At 65.5% G+C, this 21,111-nt stretch carries 29 protein-coding genes; 8 read left to right on the top strand and 21 right to left on the bottom strand.

Annotation, left to right across the window (positions count from 1 at the left end; genetic code table 11):
* Positions 1 to 155: 155 nt before the first annotated feature.
* Positions 156 to 1,016 (top strand): S1/P1 nuclease, encoded by an 861-nt coding sequence (locus AC1DRD_RS20950; protein WP_478042898.1) that lies wholly within the window; start codon positions 156 to 158, stop codon positions 1,014 to 1,016.
* Positions 1,017 to 1,022: 6 nt separating this feature from the next.
* Here AC1DRD_RS20950 and AC1DRD_RS20945 read toward each other — a convergent pair whose 3' ends face one another.
* The 4 genes from AC1DRD_RS20945 to AC1DRD_RS20930 all read right to left on the bottom strand — a co-directional run bounded on the left by AC1DRD_RS20945 (position 1,023) and on the right by AC1DRD_RS20930 (position 3,433).
* Entirely contained in the window at positions 1,023 to 1,964 is a 942-nt protein-coding gene (locus tag AC1DRD_RS20945; protein WP_478042897.1) for an alpha/beta hydrolase, read from the bottom strand.
* 1 nt (position 1,965) lies between these two features.
* Positions 1,966 to 2,211, bottom strand: coding sequence for a hypothetical protein (locus AC1DRD_RS20940; protein WP_478029799.1), 246 nt, complete (start codon positions 2,209 to 2,211; stop codon positions 1,966 to 1,968).
* Between the two features lie 88 nt (positions 2,212 to 2,299).
* Positions 2,300 to 2,509: a type II toxin-antitoxin system antitoxin gene (locus AC1DRD_RS20935; RefSeq protein WP_478029798.1), complete on the bottom strand. Its 210-nt coding sequence runs from the start codon at positions 2,507 to 2,509 to the stop codon at positions 2,300 to 2,302.
* 9 nt (positions 2,510 to 2,518) lie between these two features.
* A complete protein-coding gene (locus tag AC1DRD_RS20930) occupies positions 2,519 to 3,433 on the bottom strand; it encodes an SPFH domain-containing protein (RefSeq protein WP_478042896.1) in 915 nt (304 codons plus the stop codon).
* Positions 3,434 to 3,556: 123 nt separating this feature from the next.
* Between AC1DRD_RS20930 and AC1DRD_RS20925 the strand changes: the two genes are divergently transcribed.
* Positions 3,557 to 4,075 carry a hypothetical protein gene (locus tag AC1DRD_RS20925; protein ID WP_478042895.1) on the top strand — a complete coding sequence of 173 codons (519 nt, stop codon included), beginning with the start codon at positions 3,557 to 3,559 and terminating at the stop codon, positions 4,073 to 4,075.
* A 60-nt stretch (positions 4,076 to 4,135) separates the two neighbouring features.
* On the opposite strand, the gene pal is transcribed toward AC1DRD_RS20925, so the two are convergent.
* From pal to ybgC, 6 genes are all read right to left on the bottom strand, one after another.
* Positions 4,136 to 4,645 carry a peptidoglycan-associated lipoprotein Pal gene (gene pal, locus AC1DRD_RS20920; RefSeq protein WP_478029795.1) on the bottom strand — a complete coding sequence of 170 codons (510 nt, stop codon included), beginning with the start codon at positions 4,643 to 4,645 and terminating at the stop codon, positions 4,136 to 4,138.
* Positions 4,646 to 4,711: 66 nt separating this feature from the next.
* Positions 4,712 to 6,121 (bottom strand): Tol-Pal system beta propeller repeat protein TolB, encoded by a 1,410-nt coding sequence (gene tolB / locus AC1DRD_RS20915; RefSeq protein WP_478042894.1) that lies wholly within the window; start codon positions 6,119 to 6,121, stop codon positions 4,712 to 4,714.
* Between the two features lie 10 nt (positions 6,122 to 6,131).
* A complete protein-coding gene (locus AC1DRD_RS20910) occupies positions 6,132 to 7,058 on the bottom strand; it encodes a cell envelope biogenesis protein TolA (protein WP_478042893.1) in 927 nt (308 codons plus the stop codon).
* On the bottom strand, positions 7,055 to 7,495 hold the full coding sequence (gene tolR, locus AC1DRD_RS20905) for a protein TolR (protein ID WP_478029792.1): 441 nt from the start codon (positions 7,493 to 7,495) through the stop codon (positions 7,055 to 7,057). Before tolR ends, AC1DRD_RS20910 begins: the two co-directional genes overlap by 4 nt.
* 117 nt (positions 7,496 to 7,612) lie before the next feature.
* On the bottom strand, positions 7,613 to 8,305 hold the full coding sequence (gene tolQ / locus AC1DRD_RS20900) for a protein TolQ (protein WP_478029791.1): 693 nt from the start codon (positions 8,303 to 8,305) through the stop codon (positions 7,613 to 7,615).
* 7 nt (positions 8,306 to 8,312) lie between these two features.
* Positions 8,313 to 8,783, bottom strand: a complete 471-nt coding sequence (gene ybgC, locus AC1DRD_RS20895) for a tol-pal system-associated acyl-CoA thioesterase (RefSeq protein ID WP_478042892.1) — start codon at positions 8,781 to 8,783, stop codon at positions 8,313 to 8,315.
* 124 nt (positions 8,784 to 8,907) lie between these two features.
* Here ybgC and AC1DRD_RS20890 point away from each other — a divergent pair, with 124 nt between their 5' ends.
* Genes AC1DRD_RS20890 through AC1DRD_RS20875 form a run of 4 tightly spaced genes read left to right on the top strand, consistent with a single transcriptional unit; the run spans position 8,908 to position 11,737 of the window.
* Positions 8,908 to 9,351 (top strand): hypothetical protein, encoded by a 444-nt coding sequence (locus tag AC1DRD_RS20890; protein ID WP_478029789.1) that lies wholly within the window; start codon positions 8,908 to 8,910, stop codon positions 9,349 to 9,351.
* The gene (locus AC1DRD_RS20885; RefSeq protein WP_478029788.1) at positions 9,348 to 9,557 is read left to right on the top strand and encodes a helix-turn-helix transcriptional regulator; all 210 of its coding nucleotides are present in this window, start codon (positions 9,348 to 9,350) and stop codon (positions 9,555 to 9,557) included. The genes AC1DRD_RS20890 and AC1DRD_RS20885 overlap by 4 nt, the downstream gene beginning before the upstream one ends.
* Before the next feature lie 21 nt (positions 9,558 to 9,578).
* The gene (locus tag AC1DRD_RS20880; protein WP_478029787.1) at positions 9,579 to 10,310 is read left to right on the top strand and encodes an ABC transporter ATP-binding protein; all 732 of its coding nucleotides are present in this window, start codon (positions 9,579 to 9,581) and stop codon (positions 10,308 to 10,310) included.
* Complete coding sequence (locus AC1DRD_RS20875) at positions 10,307 to 11,737, top strand: hypothetical protein (protein WP_478042891.1); 1,431 nt, start codon at positions 10,307 to 10,309, stop codon at positions 11,735 to 11,737. The genes AC1DRD_RS20880 and AC1DRD_RS20875 overlap by 4 nt, the downstream gene beginning before the upstream one ends.
* On the opposite strand, the gene ruvB is transcribed toward AC1DRD_RS20875, so the two are convergent.
* The 5 genes from ruvB to ruvA form a co-directional block, all read right to left on the bottom strand.
* On the bottom strand, positions 11,722 to 12,756 hold the full coding sequence (gene ruvB / locus AC1DRD_RS20870) for a Holliday junction branch migration DNA helicase RuvB (protein ID WP_478042890.1): 1,035 nt from the start codon (positions 12,754 to 12,756) through the stop codon (positions 11,722 to 11,724). The genes AC1DRD_RS20875 and ruvB overlap by 16 nt on opposite strands.
* A 41-nt stretch (positions 12,757 to 12,797) precedes the next feature.
* A complete protein-coding gene (locus tag AC1DRD_RS20865) occupies positions 12,798 to 13,364 on the bottom strand; it encodes an RcnB family protein (RefSeq protein ID WP_478029784.1) in 567 nt (188 codons plus the stop codon).
* A gap of 116 nt (positions 13,365 to 13,480) precedes the next feature.
* Positions 13,481 to 13,771 (bottom strand): DUF1330 domain-containing protein, encoded by a 291-nt coding sequence (locus AC1DRD_RS20860; protein WP_478042889.1) that lies wholly within the window; start codon positions 13,769 to 13,771, stop codon positions 13,481 to 13,483.
* On the bottom strand, positions 13,768 to 14,178 hold the full coding sequence (locus AC1DRD_RS20855) for a GFA family protein (RefSeq protein WP_478029782.1): 411 nt from the start codon (positions 14,176 to 14,178) through the stop codon (positions 13,768 to 13,770). Before AC1DRD_RS20855 ends, AC1DRD_RS20860 begins: the two co-directional genes overlap by 4 nt.
* Entirely contained in the window at positions 14,175 to 14,768 is a 594-nt protein-coding gene (ruvA, locus tag AC1DRD_RS20850; protein WP_478029781.1) for a Holliday junction branch migration protein RuvA, read from the bottom strand. The genes AC1DRD_RS20855 and ruvA overlap by 4 nt, the downstream gene beginning before the upstream one ends.
* Positions 14,769 to 14,893: 125 nt before the next feature.
* Between ruvA and AC1DRD_RS20845 the strand changes: the two genes are divergently transcribed.
* Positions 14,894 to 15,316, top strand: a complete 423-nt coding sequence (locus tag AC1DRD_RS20845; RefSeq protein ID WP_478042888.1) for a hypothetical protein — start codon at positions 14,894 to 14,896, stop codon at positions 15,314 to 15,316.
* Here the strand turns inward: AC1DRD_RS20845 and ruvC are convergent.
* The 5 genes from ruvC to AC1DRD_RS20820 form a co-directional block, all read right to left on the bottom strand.
* Positions 15,313 to 15,810 carry a crossover junction endodeoxyribonuclease RuvC gene (gene ruvC / locus AC1DRD_RS20840; RefSeq protein WP_478042887.1) on the bottom strand — a complete coding sequence of 166 codons (498 nt, stop codon included), beginning with the start codon at positions 15,808 to 15,810 and terminating at the stop codon, positions 15,313 to 15,315. The two genes, AC1DRD_RS20845 and ruvC, sit on opposite strands and share 4 nt — an antisense overlap.
* Before the next feature lie 142 nt (positions 15,811 to 15,952).
* The gene (locus tag AC1DRD_RS20835; protein WP_478029778.1) at positions 15,953 to 16,696 is read right to left on the bottom strand and encodes a YebC/PmpR family DNA-binding transcriptional regulator; all 744 of its coding nucleotides are present in this window, start codon (positions 16,694 to 16,696) and stop codon (positions 15,953 to 15,955) included.
* 212 nt (positions 16,697 to 16,908) lie between these two features.
* Positions 16,909 to 18,090 (bottom strand): BaiN/RdsA family NAD(P)/FAD-dependent oxidoreductase, encoded by a 1,182-nt coding sequence (locus AC1DRD_RS20830; RefSeq protein ID WP_478042886.1) that lies wholly within the window; start codon positions 18,088 to 18,090, stop codon positions 16,909 to 16,911.
* Positions 18,091 to 18,193: 103 nt separating this feature from the next.
* Entirely contained in the window at positions 18,194 to 18,436 is a 243-nt protein-coding gene (locus AC1DRD_RS20825) for a DUF2312 domain-containing protein (RefSeq protein WP_218016277.1), read from the bottom strand.
* A 174-nt stretch (positions 18,437 to 18,610) separates the two neighbouring features.
* A complete protein-coding gene (locus AC1DRD_RS20820) occupies positions 18,611 to 18,967 on the bottom strand; it encodes a DUF1244 domain-containing protein (protein ID WP_478042885.1) in 357 nt (118 codons plus the stop codon).
* A gap of 74 nt (positions 18,968 to 19,041) precedes the next feature.
* On the opposite strand from AC1DRD_RS20820, the gene pyk reads away from it, so the two are divergent.
* Positions 19,042 to 20,496 carry a pyruvate kinase gene (gene pyk / locus AC1DRD_RS20815; protein ID WP_478029775.1) on the top strand — a complete coding sequence of 485 codons (1,455 nt, stop codon included), beginning with the start codon at positions 19,042 to 19,044 and terminating at the stop codon, positions 20,494 to 20,496.
* Positions 20,497 to 20,792: 296 nt separating this feature from the next.
* Here pyk and ykgO read toward each other — a convergent pair whose 3' ends face one another.
* Positions 20,793 to 20,918 (bottom strand): type B 50S ribosomal protein L36, encoded by a 126-nt coding sequence (gene ykgO, locus AC1DRD_RS20810; protein ID WP_003046794.1) that lies wholly within the window; start codon positions 20,916 to 20,918, stop codon positions 20,793 to 20,795.
* Between the last annotated feature and the right edge of the window lie 193 nt (positions 20,919 to 21,111).

Genomic DNA, 21,111 nt, shown 5'->3' with positions numbered 1-21,111 from the left:
TGCCGGGCTTGTCCCGGCATCCACCGCGCAACAACGCCTCATCTCGGTGGTGGAAGGGTGGACCCCGGCACAAGGCCGGGGTGACGATGGATGAGAGGCACGCGCGCCCTCCAAAACCATTGGAACCGCCCAACGCCCGGCGTAAGGCATCACCCATGAAGCGCCTCCTCCCCGTCGCCGCCGCGCTGGCCGCGCTCGTCCTCGCCTCTCCCGCCAATGCCTATTGGGAATATGGCCATCAGACCGTCGCCGAGATCGCCTGGGCCAACATCACACCCAAGGCCCGGCGGGAGATCACCCGATTGCTCCGCCAGCAAAAGCTGCTCGGCACCCCCGAATGCAAAGCAGGCACGCTCGACGCCGCCGCGATCTGGGCCGATTGCATCAAGGGGATCAAGGACGAAAACGGCAAGCAGAAGTTCGGCTACACCAGCGCCTGGCACTATCAGGACGTCAACATCTGCTCGCCGTTCGATGTCGAGAGCGTATGCAAGGACGGCAATTGCGTATCGGCGCAGATCGTCCGCGATGTGAAATTGCTCAAGGACCGCCGCACCCCGACCAAGCAACGCGTCGAAGCGCTCGTCTTCCTGATCCATTTCGTCGGCGACCTTCATCAACCGCTTCATGCCGGTGAGAAGGGCGACAAAGGCGGCAACGACGTGAAGGCGGTGTACGGCACCTATGCCGCCAGCCGGCTCAACCTCCATTCGATCTGGGACGGCTATCTCGCCGAACGCGCCATCTCGACCGGGCCGAGCCTGGTGCATCGTTATTCGCTCGCCGATCGCAAGAGGGTCGCCGCGGGCAATGTTCTCGACTGGAGCCGCGAAAGCTGGGCGGTCGCGCGCGACGTGACCTATCGGACCGCGATCGGCGGGGATCCCTGCGGACCCACGCCAACGCGGGTCAAACTCGACAATGCGACGATCGCATCTCTGGTGCCGACCGTGCGGCTCGAGGTCGAGCGCGGCGGACTGCGGCTGGCCAAATTGCTCAACCAGGCGCTCGGCTGATAGTAGCTACTTGCTGACGAAGGCCGCAATCGCGTCGGGCACGGCCGGCGAGATGGCGAGGTTGGCATCGCCATAAGTAGCGACGTTCGCGGCGCGGTCGTCGCTCGCCACCGACTTCAGCACATGATTGATCCCCGGGAGCAGCTTCAGCGTCGCTACGGGTTGCGCACGCTTGAGAAGCTCGGCATCGGACACCGAGACCTGGATGTCTTTGTCGCCCTGGACGATCAACACCGGCAGCTTCACCGCGGCGATCAGCTTGGCGGGGTCGTGCTGGAACATGTCGATCAGATAGCCCTGAACGCGCTCGTTGAAGAGCGGCTGGAGCGGCGCGGGAATGGCCGCTGCCGGAACACGCTTGCCGGCTTCGAGCTGGTCAAGCGCGGCTTCGCCTTGCGGCAGCAAGGGCGCATTGGCCGGGTTGGCTCGCAATTGCGCGCGGATCACTTCGCCGAGCGGACGGCCCGCCCCGGCGACCAGGACCAGACCACAAATGCCGGTTGGGTTCTGCGCCGCCTGCAGCGCTACCAGCGCGCCCTCGCTATGACCGAGCAGCCAGACACATCGGCGCCCTGTCTTCGCGCGCACCATGTCGACCCAGGCATGCGCGTCAGCGGCGTAATCGCCGATCGTCACGGCATTGGCATCGGCAATCGCCGCCTTGCTGCCGAACATGCCGCGCTTGTCGATGCGGAGTGTCGCGACCTTCTTCGCCGCCAACGCCTCGGCTAGCTGGCGATAGACGCCGCCCTTCACGCCGAGCGGATTGTTACCGTCGCGATCGGTCGGGCCCGAGCCTGGAATCATCAGCACGGCTGGCGCATCCTTGCCCGGATCGAGCAACGTCCCCGCGAGCGCACCCTGTGGCCCGGCAACGGTGACCTCGACACCCGTGGGTGCCGCGGCGATCACAAGCAAAGCGGCAGCGGCGAAGGCGACGCGTTTCATCCTATTCTTCCCCTTTCCAGCGCCATTTCCACCCCCCGCGCGTGTGCTGGGCGCACACCACCATGAAGGCCAGGGTCAGCGGCACGATAACGCCGATCGCGATCACCGGATGACGCGGCACCAAGGTTCCCGCGGCGACGATCACGGTCAGCGAATAGCCAATCGTGATCGCCCATCCCTGCCACTTGATCGGCAGGCCGGCGCCCACGCCGAGCTTCTTGGGCGCGAACCAGTCGCCCTCGCTCATGCCAGCACCATTGAGATACCGACGCCGAGCGCCAGTACCGACAGCGCCAACAGGATCGGCAGCCGCTCGCGGCTCGTCATCCGTCCGATCATTCCTGATCTCCTTGCTTGGGTGGGCGGCCACGCTTGGGCCGCACCGGATCCGCCAGCTTCACCCCGCGCCGCGCCAGCGCCTCGCGCAGCAGGCATTCGACCTGGGCATTGACGCTCCTGAGGTCGCTCGCCGCCGCGCGCTCGATCGCCGCGTACAGCGCGGGATCGAGGCGCAGTGGAAACGCCTTCTTGGGAGGAGCGCTCATCGTGCCGCCTTACTGGTAGAGCGAGCCCGTGTTGACGACCGGCTGCGTATCGCGCTCGCCGCACAGCACGACCATCAGGTTCGACACCATCGCCGCGCGGCGTTCGTCATCAAGCTCGACCACACCTTTCTTGCTTAACAGGTCGAGCGCCATCTCGACCATGCCGACCGCGCCTTCGACCAGGGTCTGGCGCGCGGCGACGACCGCCTGCGCCTGCTGCCGGCGAAGCATCGCGCCGGCGATCTCCTGCGCATAGGCAAGGTGAGTGAAGCCGCATTCGTCGACCGTGATCCCGGCCATCGCCAGCCGCGCGATCAGTTCCTGGCGCAGTTCGCCGCCGACCTGATCGTGATTGCCGCGCAGCGTCACTTCCTGATGCGCGAAATCGTCATAGGGATAACGCGACCCGATCGTCCGCACCGCGGCCTCGATCTGGACCATCACGAACGCTTTATAGTCGTTGACGTCGAACAAGGCCTGGGCGGTATCGGTCACGCGCCACACCACTTGCGCGGCGATCTCGATCGGGTTGCCGCGCAGGTCGTTGACCTTGATCTTGTCGGAAATGATGTTGTTGGCGCGGACCGAGATCTTCTTGCGGCCAAGCCACGGCAACAGCCAGCGCAACCCGGTCTTGCGGTCGGTGCCCTGGTAGCTGCCGAACAGGGTGACCGCCACCGCCTGATTGGGCTGGAGCATGTAGAAGCCGCACAGCACGAAGGCGAAGACGATCGTCCCGCCGACGATCAGCAGCGCACCAAGCGCGGCATTATTGTCGACCGTCGTCCCGCCGTAGATTGCCGTGACCAATGCGATCAGCAGCACGAGCAGCATCAGATAGCCGCTCGACGTCGCCGCCGGGCGCTCGCGCGACAAGGTCAGTCCGATACCATTCACATTCGCATCCGAGGCCTGGATAGCCATGGGACCCTCCCGTTAAAGATGATATCATATTTATATCGGTTTCGAGTGAGTCGCAAGCGGATTCGATGACCTGGCGACCGGCGCCTCGGCACGAACTCGCGCGCGCTGCGTTGGCCATGCGCTATGCCCAAGCTGAAGGTCTATCGCACTCCGATCGGCTTCCACGACGCCTATGTCGCGGCGCCGAGCATGAAGGCCGCGCTCAAGGCCTGGGGTACCGAGAAGAATCTGTTCACGCGCGGCGCGGCGGAACTGGTCACCGATCCCAAGCTGACCAAGGAGCCGCTCGCCAGCCCGGGTGAGGTGATCAAGCGGCCGAGGGGATCGGCCGCGGAGCATCGCAAGGCAGCCGGGTCGGCGAAACGGCCCGCCGGCGACCCGAAATCGACGCCCGAGCGCAAGCCTGCCAAACGCAAGCCGCTGCCCGATCGCAAGCCGTTGGAAACGGCGGAGCAAGCGTTGAGCGCCGCCCGCGAGGAGTATGACCGTGACCTCGCCGATATCGACGATCAGCTGGCTGCCTTGCAGGAGAAACGGCGCAAGCTCGCCAGGGCGCAAAAGACCGACATCGACAGACTGGAGAAGGAGCGATCGACGAAGGAAGCCGCCTATCGCCGCGCGCTGGATAAATGGGAAGCATGACAGCGAAAAAGGCCGGGGATCGCTCCCCGGCCTCGTTCGCAATCGAAATGTCGTGCGTTGCTATTGCAGGACGATGGTCACCGCGCGGCGGTTCTGGGCCCAGCTTGCCTCGTCCGAGCCGAGCGCGATCGGGCGTTCCTTGCCATAGCTGATCGTGTTGATCCGCGCCGCGTTGACGCCGCGCGCGGCGAGATAGTTCTTGGCGGCGTTGGCGCGGCGATCGCCGAGCGCGAGGTTATATTCGCGCGTGCCGCGTTCATCGGCATGACCCTCGATCGTGATGCGGCGGTCGGGCCATTTCATCAGCCAGGCAGCCTGGCTGTCGAGGATCGAGCGCGAGGTCGCGTCGATGTCATACTGGTCGAGCGCGAAGTGGATCGTGTCGCTCATCACCGAACGCTTGAAATCCTCGGCCGAGCCGGGGACGATCGATCCGGCATCGCCGTTGCCGGTCGACCCCGTCGGCTGGTCGCCCGCGGCGGGCGGCAGGACCGGCGGGCGTTTATGGGCACAGCCTGCGGCCGCGACGAGTGTCGCGAGCAGGATCAGCTTGGTCGTCATGCGTGCCATCGTTGGTTCTCCCTAACTTTTGGCTGTTAAATGCCTGGGGGGCGTATTCGGTCCGGATACGAAACGTTAGTCCTTGCGAATGGGTCCCCAGCTCGGATCCGATCCGTCGAACGGGGTAGGCAGACGGCGCTCGTTGACGCCGGTCAGATCGACCGACCACAAGTCCGCGACACCGCTTCCGCCTTCGGTAGAGCGGAAGAACATGATGACGCGGCCATTGGGCGCCCAGCTCGGCGCTTCGTCCTGCCAGCCGTCTGTCAGCATCTTCTCGCCGCCGCCCGAGGGCGACATGATTCCGACATGGAAGCCGCCGCCGATCTTGGTGAAGGCGATCAGGTCGCCACGCGGGCTCCAGGCCGGGGTCGCATAACGGCCCGAGCCGAAGCTGATCCGCTGCTGCGACGATCCGTCGGCGTTCATCACATAGAGTTGCTGCGCGCCCGAACGATCGCTTTCGAACACGATCTTGCTGCCGTCCGGCGACCAGCTGCCGCCGGTGTCGATGCCCGGCGCATTGGTCAGGCGCTGCGACGCGCCACCATCGGCGGGGATCTTGTAGAGGTCGGTATTGCCCGCCTGCGACATCGAATAGAGGATCCAGCGGCCGTCGGGCGACCAGCGCGGTGCCAGCGCCAGGCTGACATTATCAACCAGCCGGCGCTGCTTGCCCGAGCCGAGGTCGAGCACATAGATGGTCGGCTTCTTGTCGAGATACGACAGATAGGCGACGCGGCGCTGGTCGGGCGACAGCTGCGGGGTCAGCACGATCGTCTGGCCGTTGGTCAGGAAACGGCCGTTGAACCCATCCTGGTCCATCACCGCCAACCGCTTGATCCGCTTGCCCTTAGGCCCGGTCTCCGAGACGTAGACGACGCGGCTGTCGAAATACGGTCCTTCGCCGGTCAGCCGGGTGTAGACCATATCGGCGCATTTATGCGCGGCGCGGCGCCATTCGTTGACGCTGAGCACATAGCCCTGACGCCCCAGCTCACGCTGCGCCGCAGTGTCGTACAAATAACAGCCGACCGTCACGGTGCCGTTGCCGTTGGCGCGGATATAACCCTGGACCAGAGCGGTCGCGCCGCGCGACGTCCAGCCGGTGAAATCAGGCGCGGTCGCCTGGGCGAACGGCACCGGCATCAGCTGACCGGCCGGCAGCGGCTTGAACAGTCCCGAATTCTTGAGGTCGGCCGTGATCACGTCGGACAATTGTTTGCCGAGCTGATCGGTCGATCCCGCCGCGGTCGACGCCACCTCGGGAGTCGGAAGCGCCGGGATCGCGATCCCCATCGGCGCCGAAATGCCGCCCTCGACATCGACCACCAGCCCGCCCGACTGCCCGGGCGCCGGAGTCGCGCCGGGAGCAGGAGCAGGCGTCGGAGTTGGCGCGGGTTCCGACGCGGGCGGGGTAGTCTGGGCGTTGGCGGCGGGCGCCAGTGCCATCATCAGCGCGATTAGCGGAAAGCCTTTGGTCATCATCTCTCTCTCAACCCGGAAGCTTGTAGCGGAGCGAGAAATCGCTCCAACCATTGGGGACGTCGTACAATTCGGCCGGCAGGCCGCGGAGCGGCTGGCAGCCCATGAAGGTCGCGATCGCGCGATCGTCGACCTGGCGCTGGTAGCGACGATTATCGTCGTCGACGCCGTCATGTCCGACGATTACCGGCCGCGACGCCAGCGTGCCGTCGCGGTTGATCTTGAGCCGGATCGTCACGCGGATGCGCTCAGCGCCGGGGCCGGGATTGACCTGGCGGTTGGCGCAAGGCTGCACCTGCTGCTTGATTTTCTGACCGATATCCATCGCCGCTTGCTGGCTCATCGTCGCCGATTTGGGCGCGGTGCCGGTGGCGGGGCTCGGCTTGCTCGACGCGCCCTTGAAATAATCCGATCCGAAATTGAGGCCACGTGCCTTGGGTTTGATCGCGTTCGCCGTGCTGCCGGTGCCCTTGCCCGGTTTGACCGCGGGCTTGGTAGGCGCCGCGACGGCCGGCTTGGGCTGTGCCTTCGGCGCCGGTTTGGGGGCGGGTGGCGCCGGCTTCTTCGGCTCTGGCTTGGCGACCGGCGCGGGCTTGGGCGGCGGCGCGGCCTCGGGCTGGGGCTTGGGCGGCGCCGGCTCGGCCTTGTCCTCGGCCGGCGCGGGCGGCGCCGAATCCTCCGGATTGCCGATATCGGGTGCCTTGCTCTCGGCGGGGTCGACCGTCGTATTGGGCGCGCCGGCCTTCAGCCCGACATCGTCGGCGATCGTCACGTCCATCGGTGCGACCGGCGGCGGCGGAGGGGATGGCGGCAGCAGCGACAGGATCGTGAACAAGACGAGATGCGCGAGCAGCGACACGCCGATCGCGATCCACAACCGGTCGTCGCGCTCCTTGGGGATGGGGCGCAGGATAGGAGAAACGGCGATGCCGCTCACCGGCGCTCCTTGGCGTTGGACACCAAAGCGACGCGGTTGAGGCCGGCGCGGTTGAGCTCGCCCATCACTTCCATCACCCGGCCATAATCGAGCGCCTTGTCGGCGCGCAGGAAGATCTGCGGCGGCTTGTCGCCCTGGCGGCGTTCGCTGGCGATCACCGAAAGGCGATCGGGTAGCTCCTCGATCGTCACGGCGTCATCGCCGATATGGATCGTGCCGTCGCGATCGACCGCGATATCGACCGGCTTCTGATCCTGGTCGAGCGCCTTGGCGCGGCTGTCGGGCAGGTTAACCGGTACGCCCGCGGTCATCAGCGGCGCGGTGACCATGAAGATGATCAGCAGCACCAGCATGACGTCGACCAACGGCGTGACGTTGATGTCCGCCATCGGCGCGCGCCGTCCCTTAGCGCGGCTGGAGGGGAGATTCATGGCCACGTTATCGCCCCTCCCGCTTGCGGGAGAAGTTGGGGGAGGGCGTGTCTGTAGCGGGAACGGACACGCCCTCCCCTAGCCCCTCCCGTAAACGGGAGGGGAACAGGCACATCGCCCTATTCACCTTTTCGCCTCCAACTGGCGGCTCAAGGTCGTATGGAACCCATCGGCGAAGCGGATCAGCCGCGCCTCGATCCGGTTCACGCCATGGCTGAAGCGGTTGTAGGCGATGACCGCGGGGATCGCCGCGAACAGACCGATCGCGGTCGCGAACAACGCCTCGGCGATACCGGGAGCGACCACCGCCAGGCTGGTATTCTGCGCCGCGGCGATGCCGGTGAAGCTCGACATGATGCCCCAGACGGTGCCGAACAGGCCGACGAAAGGCGCCACCGACCCGACCGTGGCCAGGATGTTGAGCCGGTCGGCGAGCTTGTCCGCCTCCCCCGCCACGGCCGATCCCATCGCGGTGGCGAGGCGCTCGCGGATACCTTCGCGATCGACCACGCCGCCGGCGGTCGAGCGGCGCCATTCGGACACGCCGGCCGCGAACACGCGCGCCACCGGCAATTCGTCATCACCGTGCAGTTTGTAGAAAGCGTCGATATCCTCCGCTTTCCAGAAATCCTTTTCGAATTTGTCGATCTTGCGCCGGGTCGCGCCGACCTTGGTCGAGAAGCCGATGATGATCGCCCAGGTCCAGATGCTGGCGAGCAGCAGTCCGGCCATGACGATCTGGACGACGATGTCGGCATGCAGCAGCAGCGCGAGCGGTGAGGTCGATCCGGGGGAAAGGTCCAAACTCCAATGCATTACGTCTTCAGTCCCCTTGTTCTTCGGGTGTCCAGATCAGCCCTGCATAGGCCGACGCCCAGCTTGCCGGCTGGCGTTTCGGGCGTCCGTCGGGCGCGACCAATGCTGCGGTCACGTCCGCCTCTGCCAGTAATTCAGGTCCCCGTATGACTCTCTGATGAATATGCACCGCCGCGGCGCGAACCCGTATCAGTCGCGAAACAACCACCAACGCGTCGTCAAGTTTCGCCGGACGGCGAAATTTGATCGCTATATCGGACACCGCATAGGCGCCCTCCCCGGCTTCCATCGTCGCGCGCTGGTCGATCCCGACCAGCCGCAGCATGTCCGACCGCGCCCGCTCCATGTAGCGCAGGTAATTGGCATGATAGACCACGCCCGACAGATCGGTGTCCTCGAAATAGACGCGCACCGGGAATCGGTGCTCGCGTCCGTCGAAGCGTCCTTCGACCGGCTGGTCGATACCGGTTGCCGTCATGGTTAAGTCCCTAGCGGTCCGAAGCGGTGAGGCAAACCCATTCGTCCCCGATTTTGCCCCTTGCGTCGATGTAACCCTCAGGTTACATGAGTAGTATAGGTTACATTCCGAGGGGGTGTTCAAGATGACCGATGCCGAAATCGCCGATCGACTAGTGCACCGTCGTGCGCGGATGATGCCAGCCATGGCGACAATCTTTCTCGCCCAACAAGCAAGTTATTTCAGCGGCCGCCGCCTGGGTGACGGGTCGCGACTTGTCGATCACGTCGCGGTCAGCGCTTGGCCGCTACTCTCAATCGTGTTGCTGATCGCGTTTGCGACGGGCGGTGGCTGGTTCCGCGGCGCCAATGTCCGCGCCTTGATCAACGACGAAAGCGCCCAAATACACCGCGCCGAAGGGTTTCGTTACGGCTTCCTCGCGACGATGGTCGCGGCCATCGCGCTCTACATCCTCTCCCTGTTCGAGCCGATGAGCGCGCGCGACGTGATCCACGTGATGATGAGCGCTGGCATTGCCGCGGCGTGGATCCGTTTCGGCATGCTCGAGCGGCGCGCACTCAAGTCGTGAGCAGTGGACTGACCAACAGTCTGCGCGACGAGCGCGCGCGGCTCGGCTGGACGCAGGCCGAACTGGCGGAGCGCATCGGGGTCAGCCGCAAGACGATCAACACGGTCGAGAACGGCGTGTTCGTTCCTTCGACGATCCTGGCGCTCAAACTCGCCGCCGCGATCGGCAAGCCGGTCGAAAGTTTGTTCGCGCTGGACGAGGCGTGATGTCAGGCTAAACCGCCCCCAATGACAGAAGCCCTTCGGATTCGCGGCCTTGCCAAGGCGTTCGACAAACCCGTCATCACTGGCCTCGACCTCGATATCGCGGCGGGCCAGCTTTATGCACTGCTCGGCCCGAACGGCGCGGGCAAGACGACCACGCTCAGGATGGTCACCGGCCTGACCCGGCCCGATGCGGGAAGCATTGAGATTTTCGGGGTGAATGCGCTGGCCGATCCGATCGCGGCCAAGGCGATCACCGCCTGGCTGCCCGATGAGCCGATGCTCTACGACAAATTGAGCCCGCTCGAATATCTCGCTTTCGTTGCCGGGTTGTGGCGGATGGATCCGCATGTCGCGTCGGAAGAAGCCGAACGGCTGCTTCATTGGCTCGATCTGTGGGAACAGCGCGACACCAGGTGCGAGAGCTTTTCGCGCGGCATGAAGCAGAAGGTCGCGTTGGCGGCCGCCCTGATCCACGATCCCAAGCTGCTGATCCTCGACGAGCCGCTGACCGGGCTCGACGCCGCGATGGCGCGCGCGGTCAAGGACGCGCTGCGCGAACAGGTCGATCGCGGCAAGACGGTGATCGTCACCACTCACATCCTCGAAGTCGCCGAGCGCATGGCCGATCGCATCGGCATTATCGGCAGCGGCAAATTGCTCGCGGAAGGCACGCTCGACGAATTGCGCGATCGCGCCGGGACCGAGGGCATGACGCTTGAAGACACCTTTATCCGGCTGACGAGCGGGGCGTGACCCGATTGGCTCCCGGAAGCTTTGCCTGGCTGGCTTGGCACGAATTGCGGCTCGCCTGGCGCAGTCGCAGACGCGGCGGCAAGCGTCAGGTGCTCGCCCTCGTATTGCTCGGCCTCTACCTCGTGGCCGGCACAACGTTCGCGTACTTCGTGATGGGCGTGCCGATCGACTATCGCGCGGAGATCGGGATTGGAATCCTGGCTGCGTCGGTCGTCGCCTTGTCGTTCATGACGACGCAGGCGATCCTGGGCAGCCAGCAGACCTTGTACGAAAGCCGCGACCTCGATTTGCTGATGACCGCACCGATCGAGGGCCGCATCGTATTGTTAGCCAAGCTGGCGGCAATCGCCGGCGCGATCGTGTTGACCTATGCCGGACTGTTGCTGCCGGTGGTCGTGCCGATCGCGATCCTGGGTCATCCGCATCTGCTCGGGGTCGTCGCGCTGCTGGTGGCGTTAGCACTGACCGCCGCCGCGATCGGCATCGCCATCACCCTCGCGCTCGCCAGCATCGCCGGCCCCCGCGCCGCGCGCACGGTCGGTCAGGTTGCCGCGGCCGTGCTGGGCGGCGCCCTGTTCCTCTTCAGCCAGCTGTCGCATGGCGCCCAGGGCCGGCAGTCGTCCTTTGTCGTGATCTTCCAGGATCTACGCGCCTGGGGATGGGGCGAGACAGGATGGAGCGGCGTGCCTGGCCATGCCGCGTTCGGCGATCCGGTGTCGCTCGCGATCCTGCTGGCGATCGGCGTCGCGCTGTTCGCGGGCACCGGCGCGGTGCTGCAGCGCCTGTTCCTGAGCGGCTATCAGGATGCCGGTATGCGGCTGAGCCGCACGCGACCGACCGGCAAGGCAAGCGCTCGATTGTTCCATGCCGGCTTGTTTCGACCCGTCCTGGCCAAGGAGTGGCGCCTGCTCGCGCGCGACCCCGGCCTGGTGTTCCAGATCATCCTGCGCCTGGTCTATCTGATCCCGCTGATGCTGGTAGCGTTTCGCGGCGGCGGCGGGCTGATCGCGCCCGGCCTCGCTTTTGCCAGCGTGCTGGTGGCGACCCAGCTCACCGGCAGCTTTGCCTGGCTGGCCGTGTCGGGCGAGGACGCGCCCGAATTGATCGCGGTGGCGCCGGTCCATAAACAGCGCGTCGATCAGGCCAAGCTCGCCGCCGCCTTGCTGATGGCGGCACCGATCGCCACCTTGCTGCCGATCGCGATCGCGACGGTGGGCCGATCGCCGCTTGGCGCCCTGGTCTCGCTGATCGCCACCGCGATCGGGGGAACGATCGCGGGCTATATCGAGCTCAAACTGGCCAAACCGGGCCAACGCTCTGCATTCGCCAAGCGGCGCGGCGGTAGCGCGATTGCCGGCATCCTGGGGATGATCGTCGCCGCGATCTTCGGCGGCGGCGCCGCGGCGATCGTCTATTTCATCGGCTGATCGAACAATCCGTCCTGCGCTCCCGCGGGCGGGTTGAGGCCAAGGTGCTTCCATCCGGAGGCATTCAGGCACCGCCCGCGTGCGGTGCGCGCGATCAGGCCAAGCTGGATCATATAAGGCTCGACGACTTCTTCGATCGTGTCGCGCGGCTCGCTCAAACCAGCCGCGAGCGTCTCCACCCCGACCGGGCCGCCGCGATAGATGTCGGCGATCATCATCAAATAGCGGCGGTCCATCGCGTCGAGCCCCAACTTGTCGACCTCGAGCCGGTTGAGCGCAGCATCGGCGGCGACGGCATCGACCGTCTCGCGTCCCGCGACATTGGCGAAATCGCGCACCCGGCGCAGCAGCCGCCCGGCGATGCGCGGCGTCCCTCGTGCACGCCGCGCAATCTCCTGCGCGCCATCGGCCGAGACATGGAGGCCGAGCAAGCGCGCCGCCCGCGTCACCACCGCTTCCAACTCATCGACCGTGTAGAAATTGAGCCGCACCGGGATGCCGAAACGGTCGCGTAGCGGCGTCGTCAGCAATCCTTGCCGCGTCGTCGCCCCGACCAGGGTGAATTTCGGGAGGTCGATCCGCACGCTGCGTGCTGATGGCCCCTCACCAATCATCAGGTCCAGCGCGCGATCCTCCATCGCCGGATAGAGTACTTCCTCGACCGCGGGCTGGAGCCGGTGGATCTCATCGATGAACAGGACGTCGCCGTCCTCGAGATTGGTCAGCAACGCGGCAAGGTCGCCCGATTTGGCGATGACCGGGCCGCTGGTCGCGCGAAAGCCAACCCCCATTTCGCGCGCGATGATCTGCGCGAGCGTGGTCTTGCCCAACCCCGGCGGCCCAAAGAACAGGACATGATCGAGCGCATCGCCGCGCGCCTTGGCCGCGGCAATGAACACGCGCAGATTCTCGCGCGCCGCCTTTTGCCCGACGAACTCGTCGAGCGTCTTCGGACGCAGCGCCGCGTCGACATCCTCGGCTTGACGCTGGGGCGTGATCAGGCGGGCGGGTTCGTCCATCGAACGTTCCCTACCTGTTCACGCCCCCTTTTGTCACGCGGTCAGTAGAATGCGCCGTAGATCACGTCGGCGACCCGGCGCGTGCGGACATTGACCAACAGCAGATCGGGGCCATAGCGCACCCAACGATAGCCGCGAGGCGGCGGCTCGAGGCCCATCTGCCACCAATCGTCGTAATAATAATGATGGCCGACGAAGATGGCGGGGAGCAGCAGGCCGATCGTCCAGCGGCGATAATGCCAGCCCGGCGGATAGATCCAGCCCGGCCGGTGGATCGGCCGGAAATTGGGCGGACGGCCGGCGCCGGGGCGATGCGGTTTGCCGGGCTTGGGCGGCCGCGGCAGCGGCGGCATCGGCTTGGTCACCGGCGGGCGCGGAGGCCGTGGCGGGCGAACGACACCGCCGCCATTGCCCGGACCCGGTGGGCGTGGCCGTGGAGGCCGTGGCTTGGGCGGCTGTGGCCGCGGCGGCTGGATCTGCGGACCGCCGGGACGGCCCGGCTTGGTCGTCGCGCCGGGGGGCAGTTTCGGCCCCACCTGAGCAAAGGCTGCACTGATATCGGGTAAAATCAGCAGGAACGCGCTGGTAGCCAACAGAAGTCGCTTCATACGTCCTCCCATCGTTCGGGAGCGACAGCCTAGACCCTGATCGCCCGGCCGAATAATTGTTTCGCTACATCAATAAACTGATCGTCACGCGCCGGGCACGCTCTACCGCGCCGCGGTCAGGAATCGATCCCATCGACCAGGACCAAGTCGCGCTCGACGGCGTCGTCGCGATGCGCCAGCGCTTCGGCATAATCGGGAGAGGAATACCAGGCACGTGCCGCCCCCACGCTCGGGAAAGCCAGCAATACAGCTCCCGCGCGCCACTCGCCTTCGAGCACGGTCATCGCTCCGCCGCGCGCCAGATACCGACCACCATGCCGCGCGATCGACGCCGCCGCCAGCCGCCGATACGCCTCGAGCGCGGGGCCGGGCTTCATCGTCACCCTTGAAATGACATAGGCGGTCATTCGTAATGCTCGATGCCGTCTCCGACAATCTCGAGCCAGCGATGCTTGCGCGTCTCGTAAACCGAATAAATCGGCGTTGGAAAATTCGGATCGCCAAAGCCGCCGACCGCCACGGCGACCATATCGGGATCGAACTCGACCCGGTAGAACAAGGTCGAGCCGCAATCGGGACAGAAATCCATCACGCCCTTGCCGCCCTCATCGCCGGTCCGCGTCCATTGTTTCGACTGCCCCGAAATGGTGACGCGATCGTTGGGGAACCGCGCCTGCATCGCGAATGCGCTGCCTGATCGTCGCTTGCAGTCGAGGCAATGGCACACCGAGACGCGCACCGGTTCGCCAACGCACTCGATCGCGAGTTGGCCACAAGCGCAGGTGGCGCGGCGTACCGTCGTCTCGTCCGTCATTTCGCCGCCTTCCTCAACGCCAGCCGCACCAACGCATCCAGCCCGGCGCCGGCGCCCAGTTCCTCTTCCGCCGCTCCGACCGCGGCATTGGCCTCGGCAGGGCGGAATCCTAGGTTGAGCAGCGCCGACACCGCGTCCTGCGCTGCGCCCATCGCCGCCGTGACCGGGGTCAGGCTGCCGGGAATCACGCCGCCGACCTTGTCCTTCAACTCGCGGACGATGCGCTCGGCGAGTTTCGGTCCGACGCCATTGGCGCGCGCCACCATCGCCTTATCTTGCGCAGCTACCGCTTTCGCGATCTCGACCGGCTCGAGCACCGACAGGATCGCCAACGCGACACGAGCCCCGACTCCCTGGACGCCGGTCAGCAAGCGAAACCAGTCGCGTTCGTCGGGGCGGGCGAAACCGACCAGCCGGATCGAATCCTCGGCGACCAGCATCTCGGTGAACAAGGTCGCGGCCTCGCCGATCGGGCCGATCGCCGCGAGCGTCTTGGCCGAGGCGCCGACCAGATAACCGACGCCGCCGACGTCGATCACCGCATGGTCGATGCCGGTCGCTTCGAGGCGGCCACGGAGGTGTGCGATCATGGCGGAGGACATAACCAGAACGTGACTGCGCGGGAAAGCAAAATCGAGACAGCGCGCCGTTAACCCGCTCTAGACCAACGAGCCGCTCCTGTTACTATCACCTTGGGCAATAGGGGGGAATTCGCATGGCAATGTGGAACGTCGACCTGACGAAGGAGGATGGTGCGTTGAGCGCAGCGCAGCTCGGCGGGTTCGCCTGCCTCATTGCGGCTGGGCTTGGGCTGATTGGATTAATCGTCATCGGCGTGACGTCGAACGGGGCGAGCCTGCCCATGCCTCTCGTGGCGGGCCTCGCTGGGGCAGCCGTCGAGGTCGTGTTGTTTGGCGCCGCCGCGCTTCGACTGCGCGCGGGCAAGGGCATCGTGTGGGGCTCGGTCGCCGCCGTCTTGCTGGCGGTCGAGTTGGTGATGAAGATCATGACGCTTGCGGTCGTAGGCATCCTGATCGACGCCATCCTGCTGATTGGCGTGGTCAACGGTATTCGCGGCGTTCGCGCCTTGGGACGGATCGACTTAAAGCCCGCCGACGCTGCGGAAATCTTTAACTAGCGGTCAAGGTTGATCAGTCGTCGCGCACTCGCGAGGTGATGCGCGTGGCAGATCGCTACGGCCAGCGCATCAGCGGCATCGGCGCCGGCGATCTTCACCCCGGGCAGCAGCCGCGCAACCATGGCGTGGACCTGCGCCTTTTCGGCATTACCGACGCCGACCACCGCCTTTTTGACCAGCCGCGCGGCATATTCGCCGACGTCGATCCCCACCCGCGCGGCGCCGAGCAGCACCACGCCGCGGGCCTGGCCGAGCTTGAGCGTCGATTGCGGGTTCATGTTGACGAACACCTCTTCGACCGCCGCCGCGTCGGGCGCGTGATCGGCGATCAGCGCCGCGAGCATCGTGTCGAGATGCGCCAACCGGCGCGGCAGGCTTTCCTTGGCGTCGGTCTTCAACTGGCCGTTGGCGAGATGCGACAAGCGGTTGCCCTCGGCCCGGATCACGCCCCAGCCGGTCGTGCCGAGGCCGGGGTCGAGGCCGAGGATGATCAAAATCCCTCTCTCTCTGCGAGAGGGAGGGAGCCGCGAAGCGGCGGAAGGGTGAGGGCAGGTGCTGTGGCATAACTGCCCTCACCCTTCCCACTCGCTTCGCGAGCGGGCTCCTTCCCTCTCCCGTCGGGAGAGGGAAATTGGTTCAACCCAGTTTCTCCATCACCGCGTCGGAGACTTCGTAATTGCCCCACACGGTCTGGACGTCGTCATCGTCGTCGAGCGCGTCGATCAGCTTGAACAGGGTTGCGGCGTCGCCTTCGCTGACATCGACCATGGTCTGCGGACGCCAGGCCAACTTGGCGCTTTCGGCCTCGCCCAGCACCGGCTCCAGCGCCTTGGCGACTTCGTGAAGCGATTCGTTGGACGTCCAGATTTCGTGCCCGTCCTCCGACGAGCTCACGTCCTCGGCACCGGCTTCGAGCGCCGCCTCGAACACCTTGTCGGCATCGCCCGCCTTGGCCGGATAGGTGATCAGGCCCATGCGGTCGAACGCGTGGCTGACCGAGCCCGATGCGCCGAGATTGCCGCCATTCTTGCTGACCGCGGTGCGCACATTGGTCGCGGTGCGGTTGCGATTGTCGGTCAGCGCCTCGATGATCAGCGACACGCCGCCCGGGCCGAAGCCTTCGTACCGGATTTCCTCGTAATTCTCGGCATCGCCCCGGCTCGCTTTGTCGATCGAGCGCTGGATATTGTCCTTGGGCATCGACTGCGCCTTGGCCGCGTTGACGGCGGCGCGCAGGCGCGGGTTCATATCAGGGTCGGGCAGACCCATTTTCGCAGCGACGGTGATTTCGCGGCTGAGCTTGGAAAACATGCCCGAGCGCTTCTTATCCTGCGCGCCCTTGCGATGCATGATGTTCTTGAACTTGGAATGGCCTGCCATTGGGTCCTCATTGGCGTTTGGCGGGGTCTCTAAACCGGGTGGCGTGCGTGGTCAAAGCGGTGGGTTGGAATTGGTTCGCGCAGAGGCGCAGAGGCGCAAAGATGTTGGGGCCCGCCCATCGTTCGGTAGACACACGGAGATTCGAAAAGGCGCTCCGCGCCTGCCGCACCTCCAGCATCTTCGCGCCTCCGCGCCTTCGCGTGAACAAACTTTTAGAGCGCTTCCCCACAGGCAACGGCCGACGCCCAGGCCCATTGGAAATTGTAGCCACCCAGCCAGCCGGTGACATCGACCGCCTCGCCAATGAAATGGAGCCCAGCCACAGCCTTCGCTTCCATCGTTTTCTGCGACAGGCCGTCGGTCGCGATGCCGCCGATCGTGACTTCGGCCTTGGCGAATCCCTCGGTGCCGTTGGGACGGAAAGTCCAGCCGGCGAGTTGCGCCTCGGCAGCTGCAAGCGCCTTGTCGGGCAGGTCGGCGAGATTGCCGGAAAGCGCGAGCCGCTCCGCCAGCGTTTCTGCGAGGCGGTCAGGCAATGCCTGTCCCAGGGCCGATCGCACCGTCGCTCGCGGTCGCGCGCGTTTCTCGGCGAGCAGCCAGCCGGCATCGCGATCGGGGAGGAAGTCGATCGCCACCGCCTCGCCGCTTCGCCAATAAGACGAGACTTGCAGGATCGCCGGGCCCGACAATCCGCGATGGGTGAACAGGGCCGCTTCGCGGAACCGGCCCTGCCCCGCGCTCGCCACGACCTCCGTCGCGACCCCGGACAGATCGCGGAACAACACATCGTCGCCGCCCAGGGTCAGCGGCACCAAAGCTGGACGCGGCTCGGTCACCTTCAGTCCGAATCGCCGAGCGACATCATAGGCGAAGCCGGTCGCGCCCATTTTCGGGATTGATGGCCCACCGGTGGCGATGACCAGTTTCGGCGCGGACACGGTGCGATTGCCCAGCGCGACGCTGAACATTCCGTCAGCGTGGCCGATCTCGCCCGCCGCGCGGCCCAGGCTCAACTCGACCCCGCCCTGCGCGCATTGATCGAGCAGCATCGCGACGACCTGCTTGGCCGAGCCGTCGCAGAACAATTGACCCAGCGTCTTCTCGTGCCAGGCGATATGATAGCGCTCGACCAGCTCGATGAAGTCGGCAGGCGTGTAACGGGACAGCGCCGAGCGCGCGAAATGCGGATTGGCCGACAGATAGCAATCGGGCGCGGTGTGGATGTTGGTGAAATTGCACCGCCCGCCGCCCGAGATCAGGATTTTCTTACCCGGCGCGTCGGCATGATCGGCGAGCAGCACGCGCCGCCCCGCCTGCCCCGCGACCGCAGCCGCCATCATCCCCGCGGCACCGGCGCCGAGGATGATCGCGTCATGGGTTGCCGGAGATTTCATTGCGGCGTCTCTGCCTCAGTTCGCGGGCGAGCGCCAAATGCGCACATACGAAAAACGGCGACGCAAGCGCCGCCGTCCTCGTCATCCGATCGGATCAGGTCGATCAGAGCATGCCCAGCGCGTGCAGATAGGTCTCCAGGATCGCCTCTTCCTCCTGATATTCCTCACGCTTCTTCTTGCGGATCGCCAGGATCTTGCGGATCGCCTTGACGTCGTAGCCGCGGCTCTTCGCCTCGGCCATCACGTCCTTGATATCGTCGGCGATGCCCTTCTTCTCTTCTTCCAGGCGCTCGGCGCGCTCGATCAGCAGCCGAAGCTCGTCCGCCGCGACGCGTCCGCCACCCATGCCCTCGCCACGTTCTTCAGCCACACGTTCTTCAGCCATAAGTCCTCACTGTGAGGCGAGCGTCATGCCCCGCCTGTTCGAATGGATTGCGATATCGCATTGGCGCGGCCAGCGCGCTTGCGCCGCCGTCTAAGCGGTCGAGGCCGGACCCTCAACCGCTATTCGACCGGATACCTATCGATTGGGTTCGGTCATCGCCGGCGGGTCACTCGCCGGGAAACTATCCTCGAGCGCTTGGTCGAGCGCGGCGTTCTTCGCCATGCTCTCATCCATCAGCCGCAACTGCTCGGGCGTCGCCCCGGGCTGCCGCGCCTTCCAGCCGTCATAAGGCTCGCCATAGACGATCTCGCGCGCCTCTGCCCTGGACAGGCCGGCGGCCTCCCCGACCCAGTCGGACAGGCAATTGCGGCAGAAGCCGGCAAGCCCCATCAGGTCGATATTCTGCGCATCCTCGCGGTGCCGGAGCAGACGCACCAGCCGGCGAAACGCCGCCGCTGCCGATGCGTCATCGAGTTGATCGAGCTTATCCATTATACGCTCCACGGTTGATCCTCCCGAGATAGGGACTAGAGCCAGCCCTCGACAAGCAGAGGAACCTCCCCAGGATGACCAAGGCCATCGCTCCTCGCTCGCGCAAGGTCCGCGTTCTCGCGACATTGGGCCCGGCGAGCAATACGCCCGAGATGATCGGCAAGCTGTTCGAAGCGGGCGCCGACGCGTTCCGCGTCAATATGAGCCATGGCGACCAGGCATCTAAGGTCGCCGTGATCGAGGCGATCCGCGGACTCGAGAAGAAATATGGCCGGCCGACCACGATCCTGGCCGACCTTCAGGGGCCCAAATTGCGCGTCGGCAAGTTCGCCGAGGGGCGGGTCGAGCTCAAGACCGATTCGATGTTCGTGCTCGACCGCGACAAGACCCCCGGCGATGCCACGCGCGTCGAACTGCCGCACAAGGAGATTTTCGCGGCGATGGAAGCGGGCGCGCGCTTGCTGCTCGACGACGGCAAGCTCGTACTGCGGGTGATCGAGCATGACGCCCACCGCATCGTCACCAATGTCGAGGTCGGCGGCCCGCTCAGCAACAACAAGGGGCTGAACGTCCCCGACGTGGTCGTGCCGATGGCGGCGTTGACCGAGAAGGACCGCAGCGACCTCGCCTTTGCGGTCGAACAGAATGTCGACTGGATTGCGCTGAGCTTCGTCCAGCGCCCCGAAGATCTGATGGAAGCGCGTAAGCTGATCGGCGGCAAGGCGGCATTGCTCGCCAAGATCGAAAAGCCCGCCGCGATCGAGCGGCTCGAGGAGATCATCGAGGCGTGCGACGGCGTGATGGTGGCGCGCGGCGACCTTGGCGTCGAATTGCCGCCGCAGACCGTGCCGCCGCTGCAGAAGCGGATCGTCGAGGCCGCGCGCCGCCAGGGCAAGCCGGTGGTGGTCGCGACCCAGATGCTCGAATCGATGATCGAATCGCCCTCGCCGACCCGCGCCGAAGTCTCCGACGTGGCCACCGCGATCTATGACGGCGCCGACGCGATCATGCTGTCGGCCGAATCGGCGGCGGGCAAATGGCCGATCGAATCGGTCGCGATGATGAACGCGATCGGCGAAGCGGTCGAAAGCGATCCGGCGCATGGCGACCGTATCCATTTCACGGTGATCCGCTCGGACCCGACCACCGCCGACGCTCTGTCCGAATCGGCCAAGAACATCGCGCGGACGATAGACGCCAAGATCATCGTCTGTTTCACCAGCTCGGGCTCGACCGCACGGCGAATCGCGCGCGAGCGCCCCGGCGTGCCGATCATGGTGCTGACGCCCAAGATGGAGACGGCGCGGCGATCGGGCCTGTTATGGGGCGCCTATGCCGTCCACACGCGCGACGTCGATTCGTTCGAGGAAATGGTCGCCAAGGCCAAGCGCATGGTGCTGCGCCATCACCTGGCCGAAGCGGGCGACCGCGTGATCGTGATGGCCGGCGTGCCGTTCAAGACGCCGGGATCGACCAACGTGCTCCACGTCGTGCGGATCATGGGCGACGAGTTGAAGGGGTATAGTTGAGGCGCCTCGGCGGGTCTCTCCGCCCTCACCCCGACAACTCCCGTCACCCCAGCGAAAGCTGGGGTCTCTGGGGGTGACGCGATGCCGCTTGAGATCCCAGCTTTCGCTGGGATGACGAACTTGGAAATAGATCGCTTTTCGAACAGCGGTTTATCTGGTTCTCAGCCTAGAGCCAAGCCGCAGAAACGCGAAGAGCGCCCGATCTCGTCGATCAGGCGCTCGTCAGGAACTCGAGGTTCCGGTCGTCCAACATATCGCCAGCGTCGCGAACGACGACAGCGAAAGCCGTCCGCAGCTTAGCCCTGGCGGGCCTTGAAGCGGCGGTTGGTCTTGTTGATGACATAGGTGCGGCCACGGCGGCGGATCACGCGGTTATCGCGATGCCGGTCCTTGAGCGACTTCAGTGAATTGCGGATCTTCATGATCGATTCGCTTCTTTAAGATTGCAGTGAAACTGGGAAGCGCGCCGCCTATAGTGGGGGTTGCCCGAAGTCAACCCACGGGCAGGGAAAACCGGCTACGTCTTAGAGTCGTTGCAGCTTCGCTGAGACGGTGCCGGCCCGCTCCCCCACCCGACCTCCCATAGAATATCCTGATTGGGAGGTCGGGTGGGGG

It is taken from the genome of Sphingomonas sp. P4_G2 (genome assembly GCF_056401155.1).
The sequence above is the reverse complement of the archived record's forward strand: the minus strand, read 5'-3'. Positions and strand labels throughout refer to the sequence as shown.